The sequence below is a fragment of the Dehalobacter sp. TeCB1 genome, from assembly GCF_001707455.1.
GTDB lineage: Bacteria > Bacillota > Desulfitobacteriia > Desulfitobacteriales > Syntrophobotulaceae > Dehalobacter > Dehalobacter restrictus.
In genome coordinates, this window is the sequence record NZ_MCHF01000065.1 from 185,968 (window position 1) to 206,728 (window position 20,761).

Annotated in this window: 28 protein-coding genes and 1 tRNA gene; 28 read left to right on the top strand and 1 reads right to left on the bottom strand. The window is 35.2% G+C overall.

Annotation, left to right across the window (positions count from 1 at the left end; all coding sequences use genetic code 11):
* Window positions 1–7 precede the first annotated feature (7 nt).
* From A7D23_RS14245 to A7D23_RS16205, 13 genes are all read left to right on the top strand, one after another.
* Window positions 8–874, top strand: coding sequence for a fumarate hydratase (locus A7D23_RS14245; RefSeq protein ID WP_025206144.1), 867 nt, complete (start codon window positions 8–10; stop codon window positions 872–874).
* Window positions 867–1,442, top strand: coding sequence for a Fe-S-containing hydro-lyase (locus A7D23_RS14250; RefSeq protein ID WP_025206143.1), 576 nt, complete (start codon window positions 867–869; stop codon window positions 1,440–1,442). Before A7D23_RS14245 ends, A7D23_RS14250 begins: the two co-directional genes overlap by 8 nt.
* 4 nt (window positions 1,443–1,446) lie before the next feature.
* Window positions 1,447–2,091, top strand: coding sequence for an O-methyltransferase (locus A7D23_RS14255; RefSeq protein ID WP_025206142.1), 645 nt, complete (start codon window positions 1,447–1,449; stop codon window positions 2,089–2,091).
* Window positions 2,092–2,196: 105 nt separating this feature from the next.
* Window positions 2,197–2,892 (top strand): TIGR01906 family membrane protein, encoded by a 696-nt coding sequence (locus A7D23_RS14260; RefSeq protein ID WP_025206141.1) that lies wholly within the window; start codon window positions 2,197–2,199, stop codon window positions 2,890–2,892.
* Window positions 2,893–2,971: 79 nt separating this feature from the next.
* On the top strand, window positions 2,972–3,706 hold the full coding sequence (gene rph / locus A7D23_RS14265; RefSeq protein ID WP_025206140.1) for a ribonuclease PH: 735 nt from the start codon (window positions 2,972–2,974) through the stop codon (window positions 3,704–3,706).
* A 20-nt stretch (window positions 3,707–3,726) separates the two neighbouring features.
* Complete coding sequence (locus A7D23_RS14270) at window positions 3,727–4,326, top strand: XTP/dITP diphosphatase (protein WP_025206139.1); 600 nt, start codon at window positions 3,727–3,729, stop codon at window positions 4,324–4,326.
* A gap of 141 nt (window positions 4,327–4,467) precedes the next feature.
* Window positions 4,468–4,544 (top strand) — tRNA-Pro (locus A7D23_RS14275).
* 419 nt (window positions 4,545–4,963) lie between these two features.
* On the top strand, window positions 4,964–5,149 hold the full coding sequence (locus A7D23_RS14280) for a hypothetical protein (RefSeq protein ID WP_068884202.1): 186 nt from the start codon (window positions 4,964–4,966) through the stop codon (window positions 5,147–5,149).
* 177 nt (window positions 5,150–5,326) lie between these two features.
* Complete coding sequence (locus A7D23_RS14285) at window positions 5,327–5,509, top strand: hypothetical protein (RefSeq protein ID WP_068884204.1); 183 nt, start codon at window positions 5,327–5,329, stop codon at window positions 5,507–5,509.
* A gap of 132 nt (window positions 5,510–5,641) precedes the next feature.
* Window positions 5,642–6,691: a zinc-ribbon domain-containing protein gene (locus A7D23_RS14290; RefSeq protein ID WP_068884206.1), complete on the top strand. Its 1,050-nt coding sequence runs from the start codon at window positions 5,642–5,644 to the stop codon at window positions 6,689–6,691.
* A 19-nt stretch (window positions 6,692–6,710) separates the two neighbouring features.
* Entirely contained in the window at window positions 6,711–7,091 is a 381-nt protein-coding gene (locus tag A7D23_RS14295; RefSeq protein WP_068884208.1) for a hypothetical protein, read from the top strand.
* A 71-nt stretch (window positions 7,092–7,162) separates the two neighbouring features.
* Window positions 7,163–7,648 carry an FxLYD domain-containing protein gene (locus A7D23_RS14300; RefSeq protein WP_068884210.1) on the top strand — a complete coding sequence of 162 codons (486 nt, stop codon included), beginning with the start codon at window positions 7,163–7,165 and terminating at the stop codon, window positions 7,646–7,648.
* A 392-nt stretch (window positions 7,649–8,040) separates the two neighbouring features.
* Window positions 8,041–8,208, top strand: coding sequence for a hypothetical protein (locus A7D23_RS16205; protein ID WP_176714433.1), 168 nt, complete (start codon window positions 8,041–8,043; stop codon window positions 8,206–8,208).
* Between the two features lie 264 nt (window positions 8,209–8,472).
* On the opposite strand, the gene A7D23_RS14305 is transcribed toward A7D23_RS16205, so the two are convergent.
* The gene (locus A7D23_RS14305; protein WP_068884212.1) at window positions 8,473–9,477 is read right to left on the bottom strand and encodes a hypothetical protein; all 1,005 of its coding nucleotides are present in this window, start codon (window positions 9,475–9,477) and stop codon (window positions 8,473–8,475) included.
* A gap of 223 nt (window positions 9,478–9,700) precedes the next feature.
* Between A7D23_RS14305 and A7D23_RS14310 the strand changes: the two genes are divergently transcribed.
* The 15 genes from A7D23_RS14310 (at window position 9,701) to A7D23_RS15905 (ending at window position 20,754) form a co-directional block, all read left to right on the top strand.
* Window positions 9,701–10,159: a hypothetical protein gene (locus tag A7D23_RS14310; protein ID WP_068884214.1), complete on the top strand. Its 459-nt coding sequence runs from the start codon at window positions 9,701–9,703 to the stop codon at window positions 10,157–10,159.
* Complete coding sequence (locus A7D23_RS14315) at window positions 10,153–10,440, top strand: hypothetical protein (protein ID WP_068884216.1); 288 nt, start codon at window positions 10,153–10,155, stop codon at window positions 10,438–10,440. The genes A7D23_RS14310 and A7D23_RS14315 overlap by 7 nt, the downstream gene beginning before the upstream one ends.
* Window positions 10,441–10,641: 201 nt before the next feature.
* Window positions 10,642–11,274, top strand: coding sequence for a hypothetical protein (locus A7D23_RS14320; RefSeq protein WP_068884218.1), 633 nt, complete (start codon window positions 10,642–10,644; stop codon window positions 11,272–11,274).
* A gap of 72 nt (window positions 11,275–11,346) precedes the next feature.
* The gene (locus tag A7D23_RS14325; protein ID WP_068884220.1) at window positions 11,347–11,541 is read left to right on the top strand and encodes a hypothetical protein; all 195 of its coding nucleotides are present in this window, start codon (window positions 11,347–11,349) and stop codon (window positions 11,539–11,541) included.
* Window positions 11,542–11,614: 73 nt separating this feature from the next.
* Entirely contained in the window at window positions 11,615–11,950 is a 336-nt protein-coding gene (locus A7D23_RS14330) for a hypothetical protein (protein WP_068884222.1), read from the top strand.
* Window positions 11,951–12,036: 86 nt separating this feature from the next.
* Entirely contained in the window at window positions 12,037–12,408 is a 372-nt protein-coding gene (locus tag A7D23_RS14335) for a hypothetical protein (protein ID WP_068884224.1), read from the top strand.
* A 396-nt stretch (window positions 12,409–12,804) separates the two neighbouring features.
* Window positions 12,805–15,921 carry a hypothetical protein gene (locus A7D23_RS14340; RefSeq protein WP_068884226.1) on the top strand — a complete coding sequence of 1,039 codons (3,117 nt, stop codon included), beginning with the start codon at window positions 12,805–12,807 and terminating at the stop codon, window positions 15,919–15,921.
* Window positions 15,922–16,451: 530 nt separating this feature from the next.
* The gene (locus A7D23_RS14350) at window positions 16,452–16,634 is read left to right on the top strand and encodes a DUF5659 domain-containing protein (protein WP_068884228.1); all 183 of its coding nucleotides are present in this window, start codon (window positions 16,452–16,454) and stop codon (window positions 16,632–16,634) included.
* A 26-nt stretch (window positions 16,635–16,660) separates the two neighbouring features.
* A complete protein-coding gene (locus A7D23_RS14355; RefSeq protein WP_068884229.1) occupies window positions 16,661–18,046 on the top strand; it encodes a phage/plasmid primase, P4 family in 1,386 nt (461 codons plus the stop codon).
* A gap of 954 nt (window positions 18,047–19,000) precedes the next feature.
* Window positions 19,001–19,405 (top strand): hypothetical protein, encoded by a 405-nt coding sequence (locus tag A7D23_RS14360; RefSeq protein ID WP_068884231.1) that lies wholly within the window; start codon window positions 19,001–19,003, stop codon window positions 19,403–19,405.
* A 46-nt stretch (window positions 19,406–19,451) separates the two neighbouring features.
* Window positions 19,452–19,628 (top strand): hypothetical protein, encoded by a 177-nt coding sequence (locus A7D23_RS16210; RefSeq protein WP_176714434.1) that lies wholly within the window; start codon window positions 19,452–19,454, stop codon window positions 19,626–19,628.
* Window positions 19,629–19,810: 182 nt separating this feature from the next.
* Window positions 19,811–19,981, top strand: a complete 171-nt coding sequence (locus tag A7D23_RS16215; RefSeq protein ID WP_176714435.1) for a hypothetical protein — start codon at window positions 19,811–19,813, stop codon at window positions 19,979–19,981.
* Entirely contained in the window at window positions 19,978–20,202 is a 225-nt protein-coding gene (locus tag A7D23_RS14365; protein ID WP_068884233.1) for a hypothetical protein, read from the top strand. Before A7D23_RS16215 ends, A7D23_RS14365 begins: the two co-directional genes overlap by 4 nt.
* Before the next feature lie 17 nt (window positions 20,203–20,219).
* The gene (locus A7D23_RS16220; RefSeq protein ID WP_176714436.1) at window positions 20,220–20,396 is read left to right on the top strand and encodes a hypothetical protein; all 177 of its coding nucleotides are present in this window, start codon (window positions 20,220–20,222) and stop codon (window positions 20,394–20,396) included.
* 115 nt (window positions 20,397–20,511) lie between these two features.
* On the top strand, window positions 20,512–20,754 hold the full coding sequence (locus tag A7D23_RS15905) for a hypothetical protein (protein WP_141690685.1): 243 nt from the start codon (window positions 20,512–20,514) through the stop codon (window positions 20,752–20,754).
* Window positions 20,755–20,761 lie beyond the last annotated feature (7 nt).

Sequence of the window (20,761 nt, forward strand, 5' to 3'; positions counted from 1 at the left end):
GTAAATTGTGAAAGAGATTCATGTCAACGAGGTGATTTCCGCAGTGGAGAGACTGTGTATTGAGGCGAACTGTATTCTGAATCAGGATGTTATTGATGCTTTGAACAAGGCTCTTGGCATTGAGGAATCCTCACAGGGCAGAGAAGTGCTTCAGCAGCTTTTGGAAAATGCGGAGATTGCAGCCAAAGAGAATATACCGATATGTCAGGATACCGGGATGGCGGTATTGTTTGTAGAAGTCGGCCAGGACCTGCATATTATCGGCGGAGATTTGACGGGAGCCTTGAATGAGGGCGTACGCAGGGGCTATGAAAAGGGTTTTTTGCGTAAATCTATCGTCAAAGATCCTTTTAACAGGATCAATACCGGAGATAATACACCTGCGGTTATTCATTATGAAATTGTATCAGGGGACAAGATTGGGATTGCGATTGCACCGAAAGGGTTTGGCAGCGAAAACATGGGTGCCTTGAAAATGTTTAAGCCTTCGGATGGTTTGCCTGCAGTAAAGAATTTTATTGTGGAAACGGTGGATAAAGCCGGGCCTAATCCCTGTCCACCCATCGTGGTCGGAGTTGGACTCGGAGGCACGATGGAAAAGGCTGCCTATTTGGCTAAAAAGGCCCTGCTTCGTCCGATCGGGGAATCGAATCCGGTTGAGGAATATGCCCGGCTGGAACAGGAGCTTCTGACCAAAATTAATCATTTAGGGATAGGCCCCCAGGGTTTTGGCGGCCGGACGACAGCACTGGCCGTAAATATTGAGGTATTTCCGACGCATATTGCAGGGCTGCCCGCAGCTGTAAATATTAATTGTCATGTTACCCGACATCGTCAGGTAGTTTTGGAAGGGAGGGTTTCTTCCTGTGAGTAATGATAAAACGGTTGAAACCCGGAAAATTTCGGCACCGATGGATGATACGACTGCTGCTTCTCTCAGATGCGGTGAAAAGGTGCTGATCAGCGGAGTCGTCTATACCGGAAGAGATGCGGCTCATAAGAAAATGGTTGAGGCCTTGGGCCGGGGAGAGGGGCTGCCCTTTGATATTAAGGGACAGGTGATCTATTTTGTGGGACCCGCCCCGGCTTCTCCAGGTAAAGTTATCGGATCTGCCGGACCGACAACCAGTGGCAGAATGGATGCCTATTCTCCTAGTCTGCTGGCCAAAGGTTTAAAAGGGATGATCGGCAAAGGGCTTCGTTCTCCTGAGGTCATACAGGCCATCAGGGAAAACAGCGCAGTCTACTTTGGGGCGATCGGCGGTGCGGGAGCACTCCTGGCTTCCTGCATCAAGGAAGCTGAGGTCATTGCCTATCCGGAACTCGGAACGGAGGCAGTCCGGAGACTTGTTATCGAAGATTTTCCTGCCATTGTCCTGATTGACAGTCTCGGGCAGAATCTTTACGAGACAGGAAGGAAAGAATATCAAATATTGGGGTGATGGTTTGTTCTATCCTTTTGAACTAGAAAGGTACCTCGAAGAATTGCTTCCTGCCAGGGAAGGGCTGCTTCAAGAGATGGAAGGCGTTGCCTTGGAGGAAACAATCCCTGTGGTTACACCGGCAGTCGGTCACTTCCTTGAGCTAATGGTCAAGATGACGGATGCCAAGCGTATTCTGGAGATCGGTACGGCGATCGGTTATTCCACCGTTTATCTTGCCAGAGGTGCAGCCGAAACCGGAGGCAGGGTTTATACGCTGGATATGAACAGAGGGAGGCTCAACAGAGCAGAAGAATATCTGAAAAAGGCCGGGCTTGCCCATTTGGTTGATTTCAGCTGTGAGAATGCGCTGCACTGCCTGCCGAAACTGACGGAAACATATGATTTGATATTTGTAGATGCAGCCAAAGGGGAGTACCTGGATTACCTTGATCTTATCACACCGCTCATTTCCCCTGGCGGGGTTCTGGTGGCGGATAATGTTCTATTCAGAGGCTGGGTTGTGCCTGGTTCGGTTTTTGACCAAAAGTATGATCGAATGGTCGGTTGTATGAGGGATTTCCTGCAGAACTTGGCCTGTCTGCCGGAATTTGAGGTAAGCGTACTTCCATTTGGCGACGGCATTGCGCTGGCCAGAAAAAACAAGTAGGAAATTCAGGCAAGATACGAAGTGAGGATTAACGTATTTAAATAGGATATTTGGTTAATGTATTTGGTGAGGATATTAGGATATTAGGATATATGAGGAGAAATGATGTCAGGTAGGAAGGCTGCGAACGGGTTTCTTGCAATTGTCAGCGGATTGATTCTAATCGCTGTCATGTTGCTGACGGTGATTGAACAATGCGTCTTTGATCTCAATTTCTTCCGGTCGGAATATAACAAACTGGACACGGTATCTGTGACCGGGATGCCGGAAAAAGATCTGATGGTGACGACCACGGAACTGCTGGCTTATATCCAGGGGGACAAGGATGACCTTGAAATCCGTGCAGAGATTAACGGTCAGGAAAGACAGGTGTTTAATCAGCGGGAAATCGTCCATATGGCAGATGTTCAAAGGTTGTACCTGAGCAGCCGCATGGTTCGCAACGCAGGTTTGATTGTCCTGTTTCTGTTTCTGATCTTACTAAGGATAAGCAACGGGAAGAAATACTTCCGTTCCTGGGCCAGCGGCTTTCTGACCGCGGCAGTCATATTTCTCTGTATATTCGGGGCAGTAGGGATTGCGGTCTGGCGGGATTTTCAAGTGTTCTGGGACAGCTTTCACTATCTGATTTTTACGAATGACCTTTGGCTGCTTGATCCGGAGACCGATATCCTGATCCAAATGGTGCCGGAGCAGTTCTTCTTTGATCTGGTTATCAGAATTCTGGCTCTTTTTGGCTCTGCTGTACTGATCCTCGCTCTTGTCGCTGCAAGAATCCGGTTCGTCTATCAGAAAGTATAAGTACGGTTGAGCTTGATAACCGGTTATACAATTGATAAATATTAATAATTTTTTGAGAACAGAAAGGAAGCTTGATAATATGCTAAGATTTGACGGAAGACAGCCCGATGAAATCCGGCCTGTGAAGATTACCAGGAAGTTTACGGACCTTCCCGAAGGCTCCGTCCTGATTGAGGTCGGGAAAACCAGGGTGATTTGCACGGCTACTGTTGAAGATAAAGTACCGCCATTTAAAAAGGGGACCGGCAGCGGCTGGGTCACAGCGGAATACTCTATGCTTCCGAGGGCGACGGCCGTGCGCAATCAGCGTGAGGCTTCCAAGGGAAAATTGGGCGGAAGGACAATGGAGATCCAGCGGCTGATCGGCAGGGCGCTGCGTTCCATTGTGGATCTGAGTAGACTTGGAGAAAGGACCATCTGGCTGGATTGTGATGTCCTTCAGGCAGACGGCGGGACCAGGACAGCTTCGATTACGGGTGCTTATGTTGCCCTGGCTGATGCTGTAAACTACCTGCTCAAAAATCAATTGATTAAGCAGGACCCTTTAATAGACAGTATTGCGGCCATTTCTGTAGGCAAAGTAGATGGGATACCTGTAGCCGATCTTGCCTATGAGGAGGATTCCAAAGCCGAAGTCGATATGAATATTGTGATGACCGGTTCGGGGCGTTTTGTAGAGATTCAGGGTACTGCAGAAGGTCAGCCGTTTGACCAAGAGGATCTGAATGCATTCTTAAACCTCGGGGAATCGGGTATTCAAAAACTCAGCGCTTTGCAGAAGGAAGCGCTGGCCAAAGAGCTTCCGGTAGCATAGTCCGAAGGAGGTTTGTAAGGATGCAGGTCTTGCTTGCGACAATGAATAAGGGCAAAGTAATGGAACTGGAGGAATTGCTTAACGACGAAAAAATCGAAATTCTGTCGTTAAGCGATCTTCCGAATTATCAGGAGGTTGAAGAGTCTGGCAGTACATTTGCCGAAAATGCTTTTATTAAGGCGCGGGCTGCCTGCGCCGCGGGAAAAATGATTACGCTGGCAGACGATTCAGGGCTTGAAGTGGATGCTCTGGCGGGAGCACCCGGCATTTTTTCGGCACGCTATGCCGGGGAACCGAAAAATGATGAGCATAATATAGAAAAACTTCTGACAGACCTGGAAGGCGTACCTGAGGAAAACAGGACTGCCCGCTTCCGCTGTGCACTGGCGATCATCTGTCCTGACGGCCAGGAATATTTGACGGAGGGATCGGTTGAAGGAAGAATACTGACCGAGAGAATTGGAACCGGTGGGTTCGGTTATGACCCTGTGTTTTACCTGCCTGACCTCCAGAAAACGATGGCGGAGCTTAGTCTGGATGAAAAAAATTGTCTCAGCCACAGAGCCCGGGCTTTTGCAAAAGCAGTTCCATTGCTGACAGCATTAATGAAATCATTTTGATCGTTATTTTGATAGTAAAATGACAATCTGAGGTATAAAAAGATCAATAGAAATTTGAAGAAATTTGAAATGCATAAAATTAAAATGTTTCTTGACTAGTTTTTTCTCTTGGGATATACTATTCATTGTCACAAAAAGCGGCGGGGTATAGCGCAGTTTGGTAGCGCGCCTGCCTTGGGAGCAGGAGGCCGGGGGTTCAAATCCCTCTGCCCCGACCATAATAAAACCGATTTTGTGAAACTAAGAAACGCTGATAGCCTTGATACAAGCGGATTTGCAAGAACTAAGATAAAACGGGGAGTTTGGACAAAATTTCCAAATAGTACAATAAATATCCTTTAAATACCCTACGTATCCATTAATATTCCGTCAAAAGTCCGTCAAAATAATAATAATAAATTAGAACAATATAATAGACCTGAAATAGGTCTATTTTCTTATATAGATTTAGTCATTATGCCGCCATAATTGGCTATTATTTAATTTACCTGTAGGATTTACTACACATGTCATTTAAGAGCCTTACAGCCCCATTTAGACGCTCTACGCCCATAATAATTGAAGTAATCGAATGGATGATTAACATCCAACTAGGCAGACGTAATATTTCGATACTCAAATTACTTATCTGAGGGGTTTGCAGTATGAAAGAGAAAAAGCAAAGCATGGTGGAGATAGAAAAAGTGAGGATGTTAAATCAAGTGGAGATATTTGCCACTTGATAAATACAGCCGAAAAATTAGCAGAACAACACAAGGTATCAGAGCGCACTATTAGAGATGATGGGAAATTTGCGGTTGCTCATATTTACTTTATGTTTTGACGTTTTAAATGACATTTTAACCGATAAGTATAGTCAGTATGAAGATTTATACCACTTAGCATATATACCTCCAATTCTTAAAGCAACTACAGTAAAATTGAAGCTAGAAATTGATTCTAGGGCAGACGCAACCTAACTCCTATTCAAAAGATCGAGATTGCTGAAAGATATAGACCTGTGTTAAAGAAGTTAGCTGAAGACAATCAAGGGAAAAGGACAGACTTAACTTCTGGCAGAAATCTTCAAGAAGTTGATAAACCAATCCACACCAGAGATGAGCTAGCTAAAATAGCAGGTGTTTCACATGATACATATGGTAAGGGTAAGAAGATTTTAGAGTTGTGGTCTGTAGCTTACTAATTATTATAAACCGAAGAAAAGTTCGGAATAAAGTTGAGTAAGGAACAAAAAAATACAAAATATTACAGGAAATTTATTTTAGGTATAGAATATGTATACAGACAGAGAGGTTAGCTGAGGGAGGAAAAAGAATTGGCTATTTGTAATAACTGCGGACATGAAAACGTGGAAGAAAATAAATTCTGTGCAGAATGCGGTACAAAACTATTTAATGAAGTGGAAAAAGAACATCAGATAGACCATGAAGAAGATGGGAGTTCAATAATAAGTGAATATCAAGAAAGTGCAAATGTCATAGTAGAAAATGACCTTAATCCAAATGATGCTCAAGAGTATAGTAGAAAAGAAAACTTCTTTTCTAAATTTTTGTCAAAGATTAAACCAATAATAAAAAATCAAAAATTTAAGTATATTGCATGTGCCATTGTCATTGTTTTTATATTAGCTGGTATTATTGGATATTACCAGTATGAAAAATACAAAGAAAATCAATTTAATGTTAATGTTGCAAAGGCTGAAAAATATTTTAATAATGATGATTTTGATAAGGCCAAAGAATATTTTGAAACAGCACTTAGATTTCAAGAAGATCAAAAAATAAATGAAAAAATGCAATTAAGCATTGAAATGGGCGAATCTAAAAATTTATTTGACTCTGGAAATAATTTTTTCGACAAGAAAGATTATTATCTTGCGTATTATGCATTTGATAAGGTAATAGCCGAGGATGAAAAAAGATTTACACTGGCAAGTGCAAAAAAAGCTGAATGCAGTAAATTCTATATTGATAGGAAACTTTCAGAGGCAAAAGAAAATGCAAATGAAGGTAATTATCTACTTGCGATTTCTTGCTTAAATGAGATAACAAATTTTGATTCAACAAATGAAACTGCTAAAACACTTAGAAAGCAATACCAAGCAAAACAAGATGCATTAGATGAAGAAAAAGCTAGAATTGAACAAGAAAGACGGGCAAAAGAAGCAGCAGAGGCAAAAGCACTAGCTAAAACCCAAGGGGTAAGCATTGGAATGACTCAACAACAGGTTTTAGATTCAAGTTGGGGAAGGCCTACAGATATTAACAAAACTATAACTGAATACGGGACTCATGAGCAATGGGTTTATAATGGATATAATTATTTATATTTTGAAGATGGTATATTAACTTCAATTCAGAATTAGATGAAGAGGAGAACACTATATGAAAATCAAAGCCTGTCCATTCTGTGAAGCGACTATCACCAAAAATGAATCAGGTAAATTCCCGGAATTTTGTCCAGATTGTGGAAGAGAGATTAATCCGAAAGAAATGCTAAGCTTGGATACCAAAGAGACTTTAAACTATGTTAGTCCTTCCAACACAATTGCAAGTATTCTCAAAGGTTTAGGATGGACAACAATTATTTTAGGTTTCATAATCGGTATTGTTGTAGCCAGTAATAATGATTCATATTTAAATAGTGCCCCTTTTTGGTTGCTTGGTTTACCTTATTGGATTGGTGGATTTATCTCAGGCTTATTTATGTTGGGATTCGCAGAAATTATTAATCTGCTTCATCAGATCAATTTGAAAATGAAATGAAACATAATATAATATTTTGGGGTAATGGCAATGGAAATAATTTTAATATCTATTTACAAGAGGTATATACAATGAAAATAAAAACAGCATTAATTTTGTTAATTGTAGTTTTTGTATTAGCTGGATGCTCAAAGTATACATCTACTCAATCAAATTCTTCTTCGCAATCTAACCAACAGAATATAACACAAAACGACTTAGAAAATATTGCTAAAATTGCAAAGGCTAATGCAGAATCATATAAACAGTATTTGTCCATTCATGACATTAAGATCAATGATTATACTGACACGGGAGGAGATATTTATGTTGAAGGATATATTAAAAATAATGGTGATAAAACCATAAAACATATTCTTGTGACAGTTTACTATTTAGATAAAAATGGAGAAGCAATCTCCGAAGATAGTTCCCTATCTACGGTTGAAGATAATTCAGATAGCTTAATAAAACCAAATTATGAAAGCAGTTTTATATTTGAAGTGCCAGAAGGAATAAAAAAATCATGGGATAAAAAAGTTAAAGTTGAAATAATTGGTATTGAATTTGAAGAATAAATAGTTAATGAATACGACCAAAGAGATATATAAGCAACAAAAATAATATTTTTACTTTTAAAGCACTTTTAAGCTGTCAAAGACTAAATACTTCAAACAGTTTATCCGCTTGGCTTACAGAGGCAATTTGCTCGATTTAACTTCATATTTTTCAGAGGCAATTCAATACAATTACCAGAATCAATTCTAAGCTCCAATTTCCTTATAGTTATTAAAGAATTTGAAGGTATATGTACTGGGTGGTATGTTTAGATGTCTAGAAAAACAAACTCTTCTAAAGTGCCGTATTTGTGTTTTTTGCAAGTTTTCTTGATGGAAACTCGTTCAACATTATTTTTATTTACTTAAGACTCAGATCCATTTATACTTAAGACAAAGGGAGTTGGTCATTCATGGATAAATTAGATATTATCCTAGAAAAACTCAATGCATTAGAACGCATAGAATCAGATATAACAGCATTAAAACGAGATAACAAGGAAATACACCGGAAGTTAGACACAATAATTTCTGCAACTGCAAAAAATACGGAAGACATTACAGAACTAAAGGCTTTATAAATAGCTCTTTAGTTTTTCTTTTGCCTCAATATTATTTTTTATCTTTGTGTTTATTGAGCGTGGAGCGGATAACATTATTCTTATCCATTTTATACAGATGGACGCTAGAGCCTTGATATATCAGGGGTTTTAACGGTAGATATATAGAATAAAAGGGGTATCATTTTAACCGATACCCTATATACCAAACAAAAAAGCACCTGTGATAAGGTGCTTTTTGCTATTTTTATGGTGATTTTTTGGTGCAATATTATATTTATTGTTTTAATCAAGTCTTTCTAAAATCAATGTATTTTCTATGTTTTTATATTTTACAATTAAATCTTTATATTCTAAAAGAAATTCCCGTTGTTTTTCTCGATCAATAACTTTCAAATCACTTAAGTTTATCCCTAAAATTGCAAGAGTCAATACAGGAACTTTATCAAGATTATTTAATAAAATTTCAATTCTTTGATTGATATATCCTACGTCTTTGTCGCTCAAAAAATTAATTTGTTGAATAAGTCCTTCTCTTAATCCCAGGAATTTTTTATCTTGATCACTTAACAAATTTTCATCATTCTGTTCAAATATAGAATATCTTTCTATAAGATTATAAAATTTATTTTTATATAAAAATTCATTTGCTAAGGTATATGCTTCTTCTATGGAATAGCCATCAATTAAATAAATAGCATTAATTATACCTAAAAGGGTAATGTAATTAATCTTTTCAGTGTTCCGGTTGATAATCTGGTCAAGGTAGTCATCTTCTAATTTGAATTTTATCTTAAATCTAAAATTACCATTTTTTCCATGATTAATATATACCCTGTTTTCCTTTAAGTTTTCCGACTGGGGAACACCTTCATTGGAATTTATTTTATCAATAATAGTCTTCGTAGTAATATTTTTCTCTTTATAAGAGTCAATTTTTTCAAGAAGAAACTTAATGATATTGTCGGGTATAACAATAAGTCTATATTGTAAATCAAAAGTTTTCATCCATACCTGTTTTTTAATTTCTGATTCGGTTAGTTTAACAGACAAAGTATTAATTAATTCATTTACAAACTCACTTCTACTTGTTTTATCAGGAATTAATGTTTCAAATATAAGGTAAAAAACTTCTAAATCAAGTTCTTTAACTCTCCCATTTTCCAACATCGAAATGAAAGAAGTATTCTTTTTTAATTTCGATGATAGTTCAGTACTCTTAAATTTCCGAAGCTTTCTCTCTGATTTAATAGTGTTTATAAGCTCTTCAGTAACTGTAATAGTAGGCAAATATTTCACACCCTCAAATATTATATTTGTTTTTTATAATTATATAGTTTTTGCTGAAAAAAATCAATAATTTATTATATAATTAGTATTATATAATAAATATAAATACCTAAGTAATAATACTTGACAAGGTAATTTGTGAGTAGTACAATGCGATTGTAGAACAAAATATACTAATATTTCCAAAGTCAAACAAAAGTATACATTGAGGAGGAATTAAAAAATGACTAATCAAACGGTAAATGGGATGAAAAAACCCAGTGAAACAAAGGAAATTGAAAAATATGGCTATTTCATCGTTGACACCAAGGGAAATTTTGCGGGAGAAATCTACTTATCTCGTGGAGAGAACAGCTCTGTTGAATTGGTTTACATTACTGATATTTTCCCGAGGGGTTGTTACGGTAATAAAAAACTGGCTGAAGTGAATGTCGAAATCCTCCGGGAAATCAAAAATCTATTTGATCTAAAGGATATCGACTGGGAAGTGAAATGTGTAAAGCGTAATGACGTTTTTAGGAAGATTGATATCGGTAGTAATAACTCTATATTTACGTATGTTGATATTCCAAAAGGGCAAAAAACCAAACAAAAAAAAGCATTACGTGAGATTGTTAATAGGTATGAATTGATTAAAGTGGAAATCGTAAAAAAATGGAAAGAGGAACAGGCAGCATGTTAGATCAATTCACTACAGCAAGACTCCAGAAGGCTTTAGATATATGTGATGAAGAGGCAATCAATACTATTATGCCATTGTTATTTGGTGACTATGATCCATCATATTCAAGAACTCTAATTTCTTATAACAACGAATGTGATATTAAGGTGGCAGATTTGATTTCATTTAAGAAGAACAATCCACCAGCCGGATTCATAAGTTTGTTCTTATTTGATGAGGACATGGTAAAAATCATGTGTAACACCAACATGAAAGAATACTTTGCTAATAGACCAGCCTAAACATATTAGTATATTTCTAACCCTTCCCACCTGACGAGCAGTAAGCCTATGGATCTGATTTAATGGGGCAGATCGAAACCTTCCGACAAAGTAGCCGGGAGGTCGTGGGGATTCCCATTTCCAATAGAGGGCAATTGGAGCTTCTTTATTCTTTGAAAATTCATATTTAGTATAAAACCGAAACGAGGAAGGGGGATGACGTTGACTGAAAAATTGAAAAGCAAAATTGAACAAATCCCAAAAGCCTATCAGAAATTTGATGCGCTTGTAGATTCGTTTTATCAAGAACACCTTAAAACTGATAAATGGATGTATCATCAGTTTTTGGAAGCGTGGACTCATCTTGAGAACACTGGAGGGGCTTATAAAAGGAAAAAACTCTTAACCGCATTAAAAAGATTTATTCCACAAGATAGTAAAAGTTTATTGAAGAGTAAAGCCGATAAAGATGGATGTTTAACGCTATATCGTGGGACAGGGTGTCATCCTTTTGGTCGGTATGAAATGGAATATGCTATAAGTTATACGGATGATATTGATAAAGCGAGATGGTTTGCAAAAAGGTTTTTATGTTTGCATAAAACGGGGTTTGTTATTAAAAGAAAAGTACATATCAATCAAATCGTTGCCTACACAAATGATCGTCAAGAAAAAGAAATGATTATAATCCCAAATAAATATGATGTCTACGAAAAAGATAGCTACAAAGTTATTGAAATCTTAGAATATAGTCCTGATTCAAAAGGTGGCGAAGGTGGGGTCAAGCTTCTTCCGGCAAACATTGATATTTGTGAGAGCCAAAAATATATCTGGGATATCAGGGCGATATCATAAATTGAAACTTATTATTGCTCATTTGTTTGAGTGATGTTAAGCCCAATCAAGAAAGAAGGGAGGGAAGAGAAAATGATGAACATACCAAATATCCAAACACCATCAATAGAAGTTAAAAGTGATTGCAATAACTTAGATTTTTGTAATCAATTAGACATTGTCACTAATGACTGCTATAGAGGCGCACATCCGGCAAAAAGATGCTCGCAAGGCGATTTTGCTCAAATCAAATTGCTTGCAAGAATTCTTAAAAAACAAGCGGGATAATCTTACTCAGGTAGAAAGTATTTAAGTTTAGAGGTTCAGACTAAATAAAAATAGAATAATGGAGGATTAAATAATGGAAAGAGACAATCATTTTTTGAAAAATGGCTTATTGATGCTTATTTATAATTCTATTGCCCTTGTTGATAAAGGTAAACATGAGAGTATTGAGTCCATTGAAGAACATATGGATAATGAGTCACTTATGGAATACATCATAGAAAAATACGGTTCTGAGGAGGATTTCAGCTTGTTTGACTGCGGAACATATTCTAAAAAAGATGTTAATCAAGCCTTTTGGGATATAACCTCTTATGTCAAAGGGAATGAAAGCAGAAAATATGGTGTAACAAATAATGGATTAAATCTGCTGATAGCTGTAGCATTCGACCTTTATGCAGGTATTAAATAATTCATGTTTCTTGCAGAGGGGTAGTCTTGTTGCTGCCCTTCTACTAACCTTCAAAAAATATATAACTGTGGAGGAGATTATAAATAATGAATATAAGTTCAATTGATGATCAATTAGAAAACCTAGAATGCGAGATTATGTCAGGGCATTTAGAGGGTATTAATACTAAAGAACTCGCAGAAATCATATGCGAAAGAGTATCGATGAATTTAATGGGGAACTTGACAGAGCTTATTTCTGAAATACTGGACGAAATGGCAATAAAAGTAGATGTGTCTTATAACCCAAATTATCAATCCTTTTTACTGAATTTTATGATTGATGAAGTTGGTAATATTGTCGAGCTAGGTTTGCAAGAAATCCTATTTTATAAATTAATTTATCAAAAGGATATTAAGGATGCTATAATTGCCACCCTACTATATACTTTGACTCAAAAATATTCTAGTGTTGCTTAATTTGTTAACGAGAAGGTTAATAGGGGGAACGAAAATTAGTTCTCCCCTTTGATACCCCTTATATCCGACAATTCAGCGGATATGAATTTCAACAATGGTGTCCTGACTTAGGATATCCTATTAAGGGTGCATCAAATTTGAGGCGGTCACCGTAAACCGAGTCCGCTTAAAACGGAGTCGAGGTCTAGAATCAATTCTGAGCTTCAATTTCCTTATAACTACTTTAGAATTTGAAGACATATATGCAGGGTGGTAGGTTTTTACCTTTGCACCAAAAATGATTTTAAAACTAAATAATAACCCCTTGGTCTACAATGGATGGCAGCCAGAGGTTCAATTATAATGGCTGCTTTTTTTATCGGATTTTATAGAGAAAAATAATTATGGAGGAGAAAAATGGATAAAGAATTCAAACTCAAACAATATAATTTACTGAAATTTAATACATTTAAATTCTTCACAAAAGAAGAAAATCAGCTATATGATGCATACAAAAAAGCGTCTAACAAACATAGAGAAGAAGCAAAAGAGAGATTAGAAGAAAAAATAAGAAGTTTCAGGGGCATACGAAAGATTAGCACAAAGCATTTTACATACAAAAATCAAGTCTCTTGGTTTTCCAATGATCTACTTAATTTATTTGTTAACAGCGATACTAAAGAAAGATCTCTTATTGAAGATATTATAATTATAAAAGTTTACCATGATGGCATATTTAACCAAATGATGGATAATGGATTCTGCATTGCAAAATATATGAAATCAATAGCCAAAAATATAAGGAAGAAGAAGGTTGGTCGTAGAAATTACGGTATAAAAAATAGGTACATATTTCTTACTGCCGGAGCCGGACAGCAACGCAAAGAGAATCTGACCTTTATTTCTGAAAAAGCCATGAAAAGACATAATGATTATCTCATGGGCGGTTTAAGTGATGAGTCCATAAATAGAAAGGGGGGAATCAATACAGGAAAATTATTAAGTTATAAAGCTCTGAGTATGTCTGCCGGAATACCTATTGAAATTCCCTACGAGAAAATAGTGGTAGTACCTGATTTCGAAACAATTTTGAAACGAAAAGTAGAATTTATTAATACTGATGATCTGAAATTACCTGTGAGTGTGGGGAAAAAAGACATTTCCGTAAATCACATGGACGGGGCGGGAGTAATACTCCCTGAAAAAATAAATGGAATTACTGGAAATTGCCAAATAAGAAATAAGTGGGTAAAAGGCGCACTTGTAGAATTCGATTTCCTAAAGTGGGCCAAAGAAATAGCAGGTAATACCAAAATAAAAGATATTTATAACGACGAATATGATATTGAAAAAGATGATATTTGGGTAATCTTGACCAAAAGTCAGTTTAAAGCAAGTGGATATTATGAAAACTGGAATGATTATACCCAAAAAATGAAACAAATAGGTTCTGAATTTTATCTATGTAATATTGAAAACCCGCCGCAAGATCAGAAACAGTTAAGCTACCAGTATTTATCAACTCTAGATATTCCGCTTGATGATACAGATGCGATAGCGAAATTATGTCAGCCAACAATTGACTACATCAAGAAACTACATAGCGATAAGGACGAAGCTTTGAAGTTGTTGGGTGCTGATGAAGAGAACAAAAATCTGAAACCGTTGCAGGAAGCTTTATTAATCTATCCAGAATTACTGCAAGACAAGCATGTCCAGTCTCAGATTAAAAAGGTAATACGTGATTTTAGAAGAGAAGCTAAGGGAGGAAGAATACTCTCTCCGGGGTACTATAGTTACATATTCCCAGATGTTTACGCATTTTGCCAAAGATTATTCCAAAGAGAAGAAAAACCTGAAGGGATAATTCCTGAAGGGTATGTTTATAATGCTTATTATGCGGATACTGAAATCAAGGAAGTTGATCTTCTAAGAAGTCCTCATCTACATCCATCTGAGCATTGTGTAAGAAACTTAATCAAATCAGGTGATTGTAAAGATTGGCTTAGAGGTAATGCAACTTATGTTAGCACTCATGACCTTGCTCAATTGCAAATGAAAAATGATGTTGATGGTGATCAGTGCTTTATTGCAACAAGCCAGGACTTAATTAAGTACGTGAGGAAAGACTGTTTGCCAGTATACTATAAAATGGGTAAGGCAGATCCGAGACCTATTAACCAAGAAAATATTAAAGATACTTTAAGAAAGGCATTTGAAGTTAATAATATTGGAGAAATTTCGAATGCTTTGACAAAGTACCTAAGCCAATCAAAAAATATGGATATGAATTTTATTGCTAGACTTCAAGCGTGGAATAATTTTACCATAGATTACCCAAAGACCATGATGAATATTGCACTGCCACCGGAAGACCAAGAATTATATGAAAAATTACTAAAACAAAAATCTCCAAACTTTTTTCAATGGGCAAAAAATAAAAAAAGTACAGCGGTTGAAGAAGCTGGCAATGGTGTTATTGATAGAATTGCAAAATATATTCAAAAAAATGCTGGGAACAATAAATTTACTTATTTTACTGAGCAAGAAAAGAAGTTTAATCCCGCAATACTTTCAAATGGGTTATGGGTTGATAGATCAACAAAGCTTTATGCTGACCTTGAGAGGGAACTATTCCTTGCTGATGCAGAGTTCTACAAGCTTAATAAAAAAATTGGAAAAATGAAAGAAAAAGAAACTTCAGAAGAATATAAGGAATTTTTAACCAAATATAATATTGCCTATCAGCATTATAGAAAACAAATGGTTGAATCATGTAACCAAAATATAAGAAAGTGTGTAGATGATCTTATTGATATTGAATATAACCAAGAATACAACAAAGAAAAAAATAAAAATATTTTGTGGAATTGCTTTGGCTGGGAGATGCTAAAGAATATTAAGAGAAATATTGAAAGCGATATAGAGCTTAAGGCGAGACCTAGATTTGCATATAATTCCGAGGATAAACCTAAAGTAGATAAGATTACTGAAAAATTAAAAAAAGAGTTGGAACCAGTTTCGATAAATATCTATCAGAAAGAATATAAAAAGATATGTGAATTAACTGAATCAAATGAGAAAAACTTGTATTATGTATTGCTCTGTTTATCAAAAGTATTTAGAAACAGACAGGTTATAATACAAAAAAATTCTAAGAAAAATATTACGATTAACAATCTCAATGATCTTGCTAACATAACTAATTCAAGTGCTATTATTGATAAGTTCGCAAAAAATAAATTATTAAAAGTTGAGAAGAATAGCAGGAAAATTGTCATTACCTTTGCAGATGAATTTAATCAGGATGATATTTGTTTTGTTGTCAAAAACGTATGGAGGCCATTAGTAAGTTTGGCTAAACATGAGGGAAAAACAGTTGATCCATGTAAGATTTGTGGTGAAGAATTTATAAAAGAAGGTAATATGAAAACGTGCTTAAAACCTTCATGTGTAAGAGAAAATAAGAGAAGAAACAAATGCAAAAATTATGAAAATAAGAAAGAATCTAAATTAGAACTATCGATTATTTGAAATAATGTCTGAAAAGCTTGTGAATTAATGGTTTCAGGGCTTCCGTTATTATTTAATAAAACATCCTATAAGGGAAGAGATAAATATTTTAATTTTTCTTTCCTATAAAAAATTAAAAAAGAGCAGAAGAAAAATTCTGCTCTTTAAATACAAAAAATATAAAGAAAGGAAAAATAATATGGCATATAGTATTAAAAATCAAAACGTGCTTAGAGATAGTTATAATGAGTATTTAGTCAATACAGGAACCAAACAAAGATTTATTAGTAAAGAGACGGGAATCTGTGAAACCATTTTATCCCATTTCAAAAGAGACCATATGCAATTATCAGATCATAATTATAAAAACCTGATGAACTATCTGAGCCAACATAAATAATTTTTTTGATAAGTTACACATACCTACCTAAATATACTATAACATTAACGACAATCAATTGTCAATAGACCAATTATTAAAAATAAATAACATGGGCAACTATTTGCTAAAAGATGGTTGCTTTTCTATTAACCAAAGGAGTAACACAAGAATGATAACTACAGATGAAAAATTGATTTTCAGCCCACAAGTGGCTAAATTTCTATTAAATAGGAACTTCAAAATAGTTGATATAAAACCAGATCGTAATGATCGAAACAAAACAATATTTATTTTCAAAAATGATGACAAATTGGCCGAAGCTATTAATGATTACAAGAATACGAAGCAATAATAATGTAAGGTCGGAAAGGGGTTCTGATGGGGAAAAAAGATTTATCAAATGAACAGATCAGACGAGCAGAGCTTGAGAACGCTTTTTATACTGAAGATGAATATGGATACTTGAAATTTGATCCTGAGAAGGCTACAAGACATATATTATCTAGGCATGAAATAATACATACTCCAAAACAAGGATACTTTTTGTTTTCTGGAAAGTATTGGAAACCTGTTGAAGATAACTTAATTGGAAAATACATAGATCAAGAGATGGACATTATTGCCAAACCATACCATACAGATCAGATTTTAAAACACATAACTCGAAAAAGGCATATTGATTATCTTGAGATAAATAAAAATAGAAATAGGATTGTTTTAGCCAATGGCACTTTAGACATATCAGATTGGAAGAATCCAATCTTTCATAAGGATACATATTTTAGAGAAGATTTCTCAACCATTTACTTTGATTATGAATATGATCAAAATGCTGAATGTCCTAATTTCAATAAATATTTAAAATCAACATTTGAAAGTAACCCAGAGAACATATATACAATTCGAGAGATTTTTGGCTACTGCCTAACCACAAGTACGAAGCATGAAAAAATATTTTTGCTTTATGGAGAGGGAGGCAGCGGAAAATCGGTTTTGATTGATACATTGAAGACCCTAGTTACTGATTCAAATTATGCAAGTATTCCAATGTCCCAGTTGGACAAATCATTTTCTAGAGCTGGACTTAAAGATAAAATATTAAATTTTTCCACTGAAGAATGTTCTAGACTGGTTAAAGATTCTGCTATCACATGGCTTAAAGCAATTTCAAGCGGTGATCCGATTGAGGCACAATTTAAAAATAAAGATACTTTTAATTTTAAACCATATTGTAAGCAGGTATTTGCAATGAATGATCTTCCACAAATTGAAAACTTTGATGATGCACTACAAAGGAGATTTGTAATTATTCCATTTAATAAAAAGTTTCGCGGTGATGAAATTGACCTGGAATTAAAGGAAGGTAAATTACATAGTGAAATGAGCGGGATTCTGAATTTTGCTTTGTTTGGCCTAAAGAGACTAGCGGAGCAAAAGGATTTTACATATTCCCAAGAATCTAAAAATATGTTGGAAGAGTATCGACTTGAAAGTAATAGTGCTGAAAGATTTGCACATTTTTATTTGCGTGTTGAAGATTCTGATTCCTATTTAAAGGTTAATGATGTCTATGAAAAATATATTGGATATTGTGATGAAAATAATGAAAAAAATATTAAAAATAGTGAGTTTAAAAAGATAATCAAAAGAAAATTTGAAATGCCAATAGATAGGAAAATGAAGAAAATAAGCTGTAAAACTGAAGAAGTCTATGAAGGAATAGGATATTCGGATGATAAGAAAATTCTTTCCTTAGTAAAATAAGGTTACAAAATTATTGCTAGGTTACACTGTTTTGTAACCACTATAATCCGCTAATATCAACTGTTCTAAGGCAAAAGTTACAAAGTTACAGGTTGCATTTTATTTTATCGTAATGAAAATAATGATTATATATTTCCAATGTTAAATTATTTTGTAACCTTGTAACCAGATAAAAAATATTCGAAAAACCCAGTAATATCAACACTTTCAAAGGTTACATTTGTCTTGTAACTTTTTAATATTTTTGAAACCTTTTAGTCCAGTTAAAATATTTTGGCTTTTACTTTTAAAATGTTCGTCCTTGCTTTTTGGCGGCTTGCCCGACAAAAACAAGGCGATAAACTTAAAATAAAAACAATGAATTTTTAACAATTGGTGTGCCCGGTTAGTTTAAGATAAGTCAACCCCTAGGATTGTTCGGCAGTGGCCTCACAATCCTTCCCCTATCTAGGGGAAATTAATATTATTGATCACAAAATAACGAGGTCATTGAGTAACCTTCACGGTGAAAAATATTAAATTTGGTTATTAGCTTTTTAGCAGAGAAGCTTTTAATATAGTCGTATCGTATGACATCATGAGTTTAACTAATTTTTTATTCAAACCGTTCCGCAACTCGTGGGGTAAAGTCCCTCCGCTCCTTTCGTAAATTTAATTGGAAAGTTGCCAGACCGCATTGGTTATGATGTGGAGGGAGTATTGATCTGGCATTGATACTCCTTATTTATTTTGGTTAATCCTTCCTGTTTGGAAGTATTAATATAGGCATCGAAAGTGTTATTCATATTATAATGGTGCGTTTGCAGCTATCGTCTGGCTCAACTCCAGCCTCCTCCTACCTTCAAAATATAGGAATAAGCTGACAGGTCGCATTGGTAATAATGCGGAAGGTACATTGATCCTTGATTGGTGTACCTTATTCTTTTTATTTTTTAGAAAGCTGGGAATAGACAAATGATTTTAATAGAAAATCAGATAAAAGATATACATAAAAAAGCCGTAAAAGAGTTTATTGAGTCGTTAAAGAAGAATCAAATAATGCGCTTTTGGAATCTCCTTGATAAAAAAAGCAGGGGATTCATCAACGGTCAATCTCTCATTCAGAATGGTACGGTTGGTGAGTCAATTGAACAGGTAATGGAGTATTATAAAGAATTTATTAAGCCTGTCTGTATTGATACTCCTTGTCGTATCTATCAAGTGCAGGAGGCTAAAGAATTTGTAATGTTTGCGCATATTAAAAATAATGATGAGGCTGAGAGGATCATTCCGTTTATAAAAGAGGATGGAGAGTATAAATTTAACCTTACTGTTGATTGGCATAAAGCTGTAAGTGTTGCTATGGGTTGGGAGTGCTAGAGGAAAAAAATGAGTTTCTATAAAACACGGGAAAGGATAAATATTCATGAAAAATAATGATTTAACGCCTTGTGATCTTATAGAATGTATTGATTGTTACGGTTATGGCGTATGTGAGAAAACTAAAGAAAAAGTGAATTTAGATGATCCTTTGATTTTAGAAGGATTGTGTAAAGAGATATTTGGAATAAATTTGGAAGAGATTAGAAAATCATTTAAGTGATGATTTTGATAATATATTTGTCCCAATCGGCCTAGCACTATGGTCGCCAAAGTAGTCCTGGGACGTTAAATAGATAAGGACTGCTATTATCTCCTTATTATATTTACTTAGTTACGAATTGCCCTGGTATACGGCACAGAATAGTATACCATTATTTTATTTATGGAGAGTGTTGTATACATATGGTTGAGATTACAAAGCAAGAGATGGAACTGTTGATTAAAAAAGGATTTTTACGCTGTACAGCAGGTAAATATAAAAATCTTGTAATTTGCTCGAAAAGAAAAAAACAGGGTGGTAAGACACGTTATGTAACGGAGCCGATTGCTGATAAATTGAGGTACTGCAGATGATAGATAGTTATATATTGAGAAAATTTTATTTCCTTTATCACAGCGTTAATGAGAGTTCTCCAGAGATTATTGACAGAACGAACAATAATTGCTTTATTGTGCTGGTTGACGATGTTCTAATGGACGTAGAATTTGATGATGTTGCAAGAGAAGTTATTTATCACCAAAAATTTAGGTTGGTAAATGAAGATGGAAAGATAGAAGTGATTTCAATATTTTAAGAATTGAGGAAAATAAGATGGATAATAAAGCTGAATTGAATAAAGGTGAAATGATTGTTCTGGTGAAGGATACGCCGTTGAATGAAGAAAGATTAATGGAAATTTTGGCTGATCAGTATTATGCAATGGAAGACTTAGTTAAGTCATTGGAAAATAGGATTTGCTATAGGGTTTTCAACGGAGTCCAAGGTTGAATTAACAAGGCAATTAGGAAACAAGTTAGATTCCTGAAAATAAATAAAATGGATATACATGGCAGGATATTGACTCCTTTTGACGAATAATGGAAGTTGAAAGGGGTTTAGTTATATGAAAGAAAGACTTAAAATATGTTGGGTAGAAGTCGAAGAAGAAGGATTTCGATTTAAATACTTTTATCCAAAATCAATAGAATTTAATAGTACTGATCTTAATGAAATTAAATTACTTGGTTGTTGTTTCTCACACTACTGTGCCGGAATTTTTCCACGATATCATTCCGTTAGAATTTCCAATTGTTACAGAGAAGTTGGAAGCGCTAGCAGAATTTTATTTTTAAAAAATGCTGCCTAAACGGCAG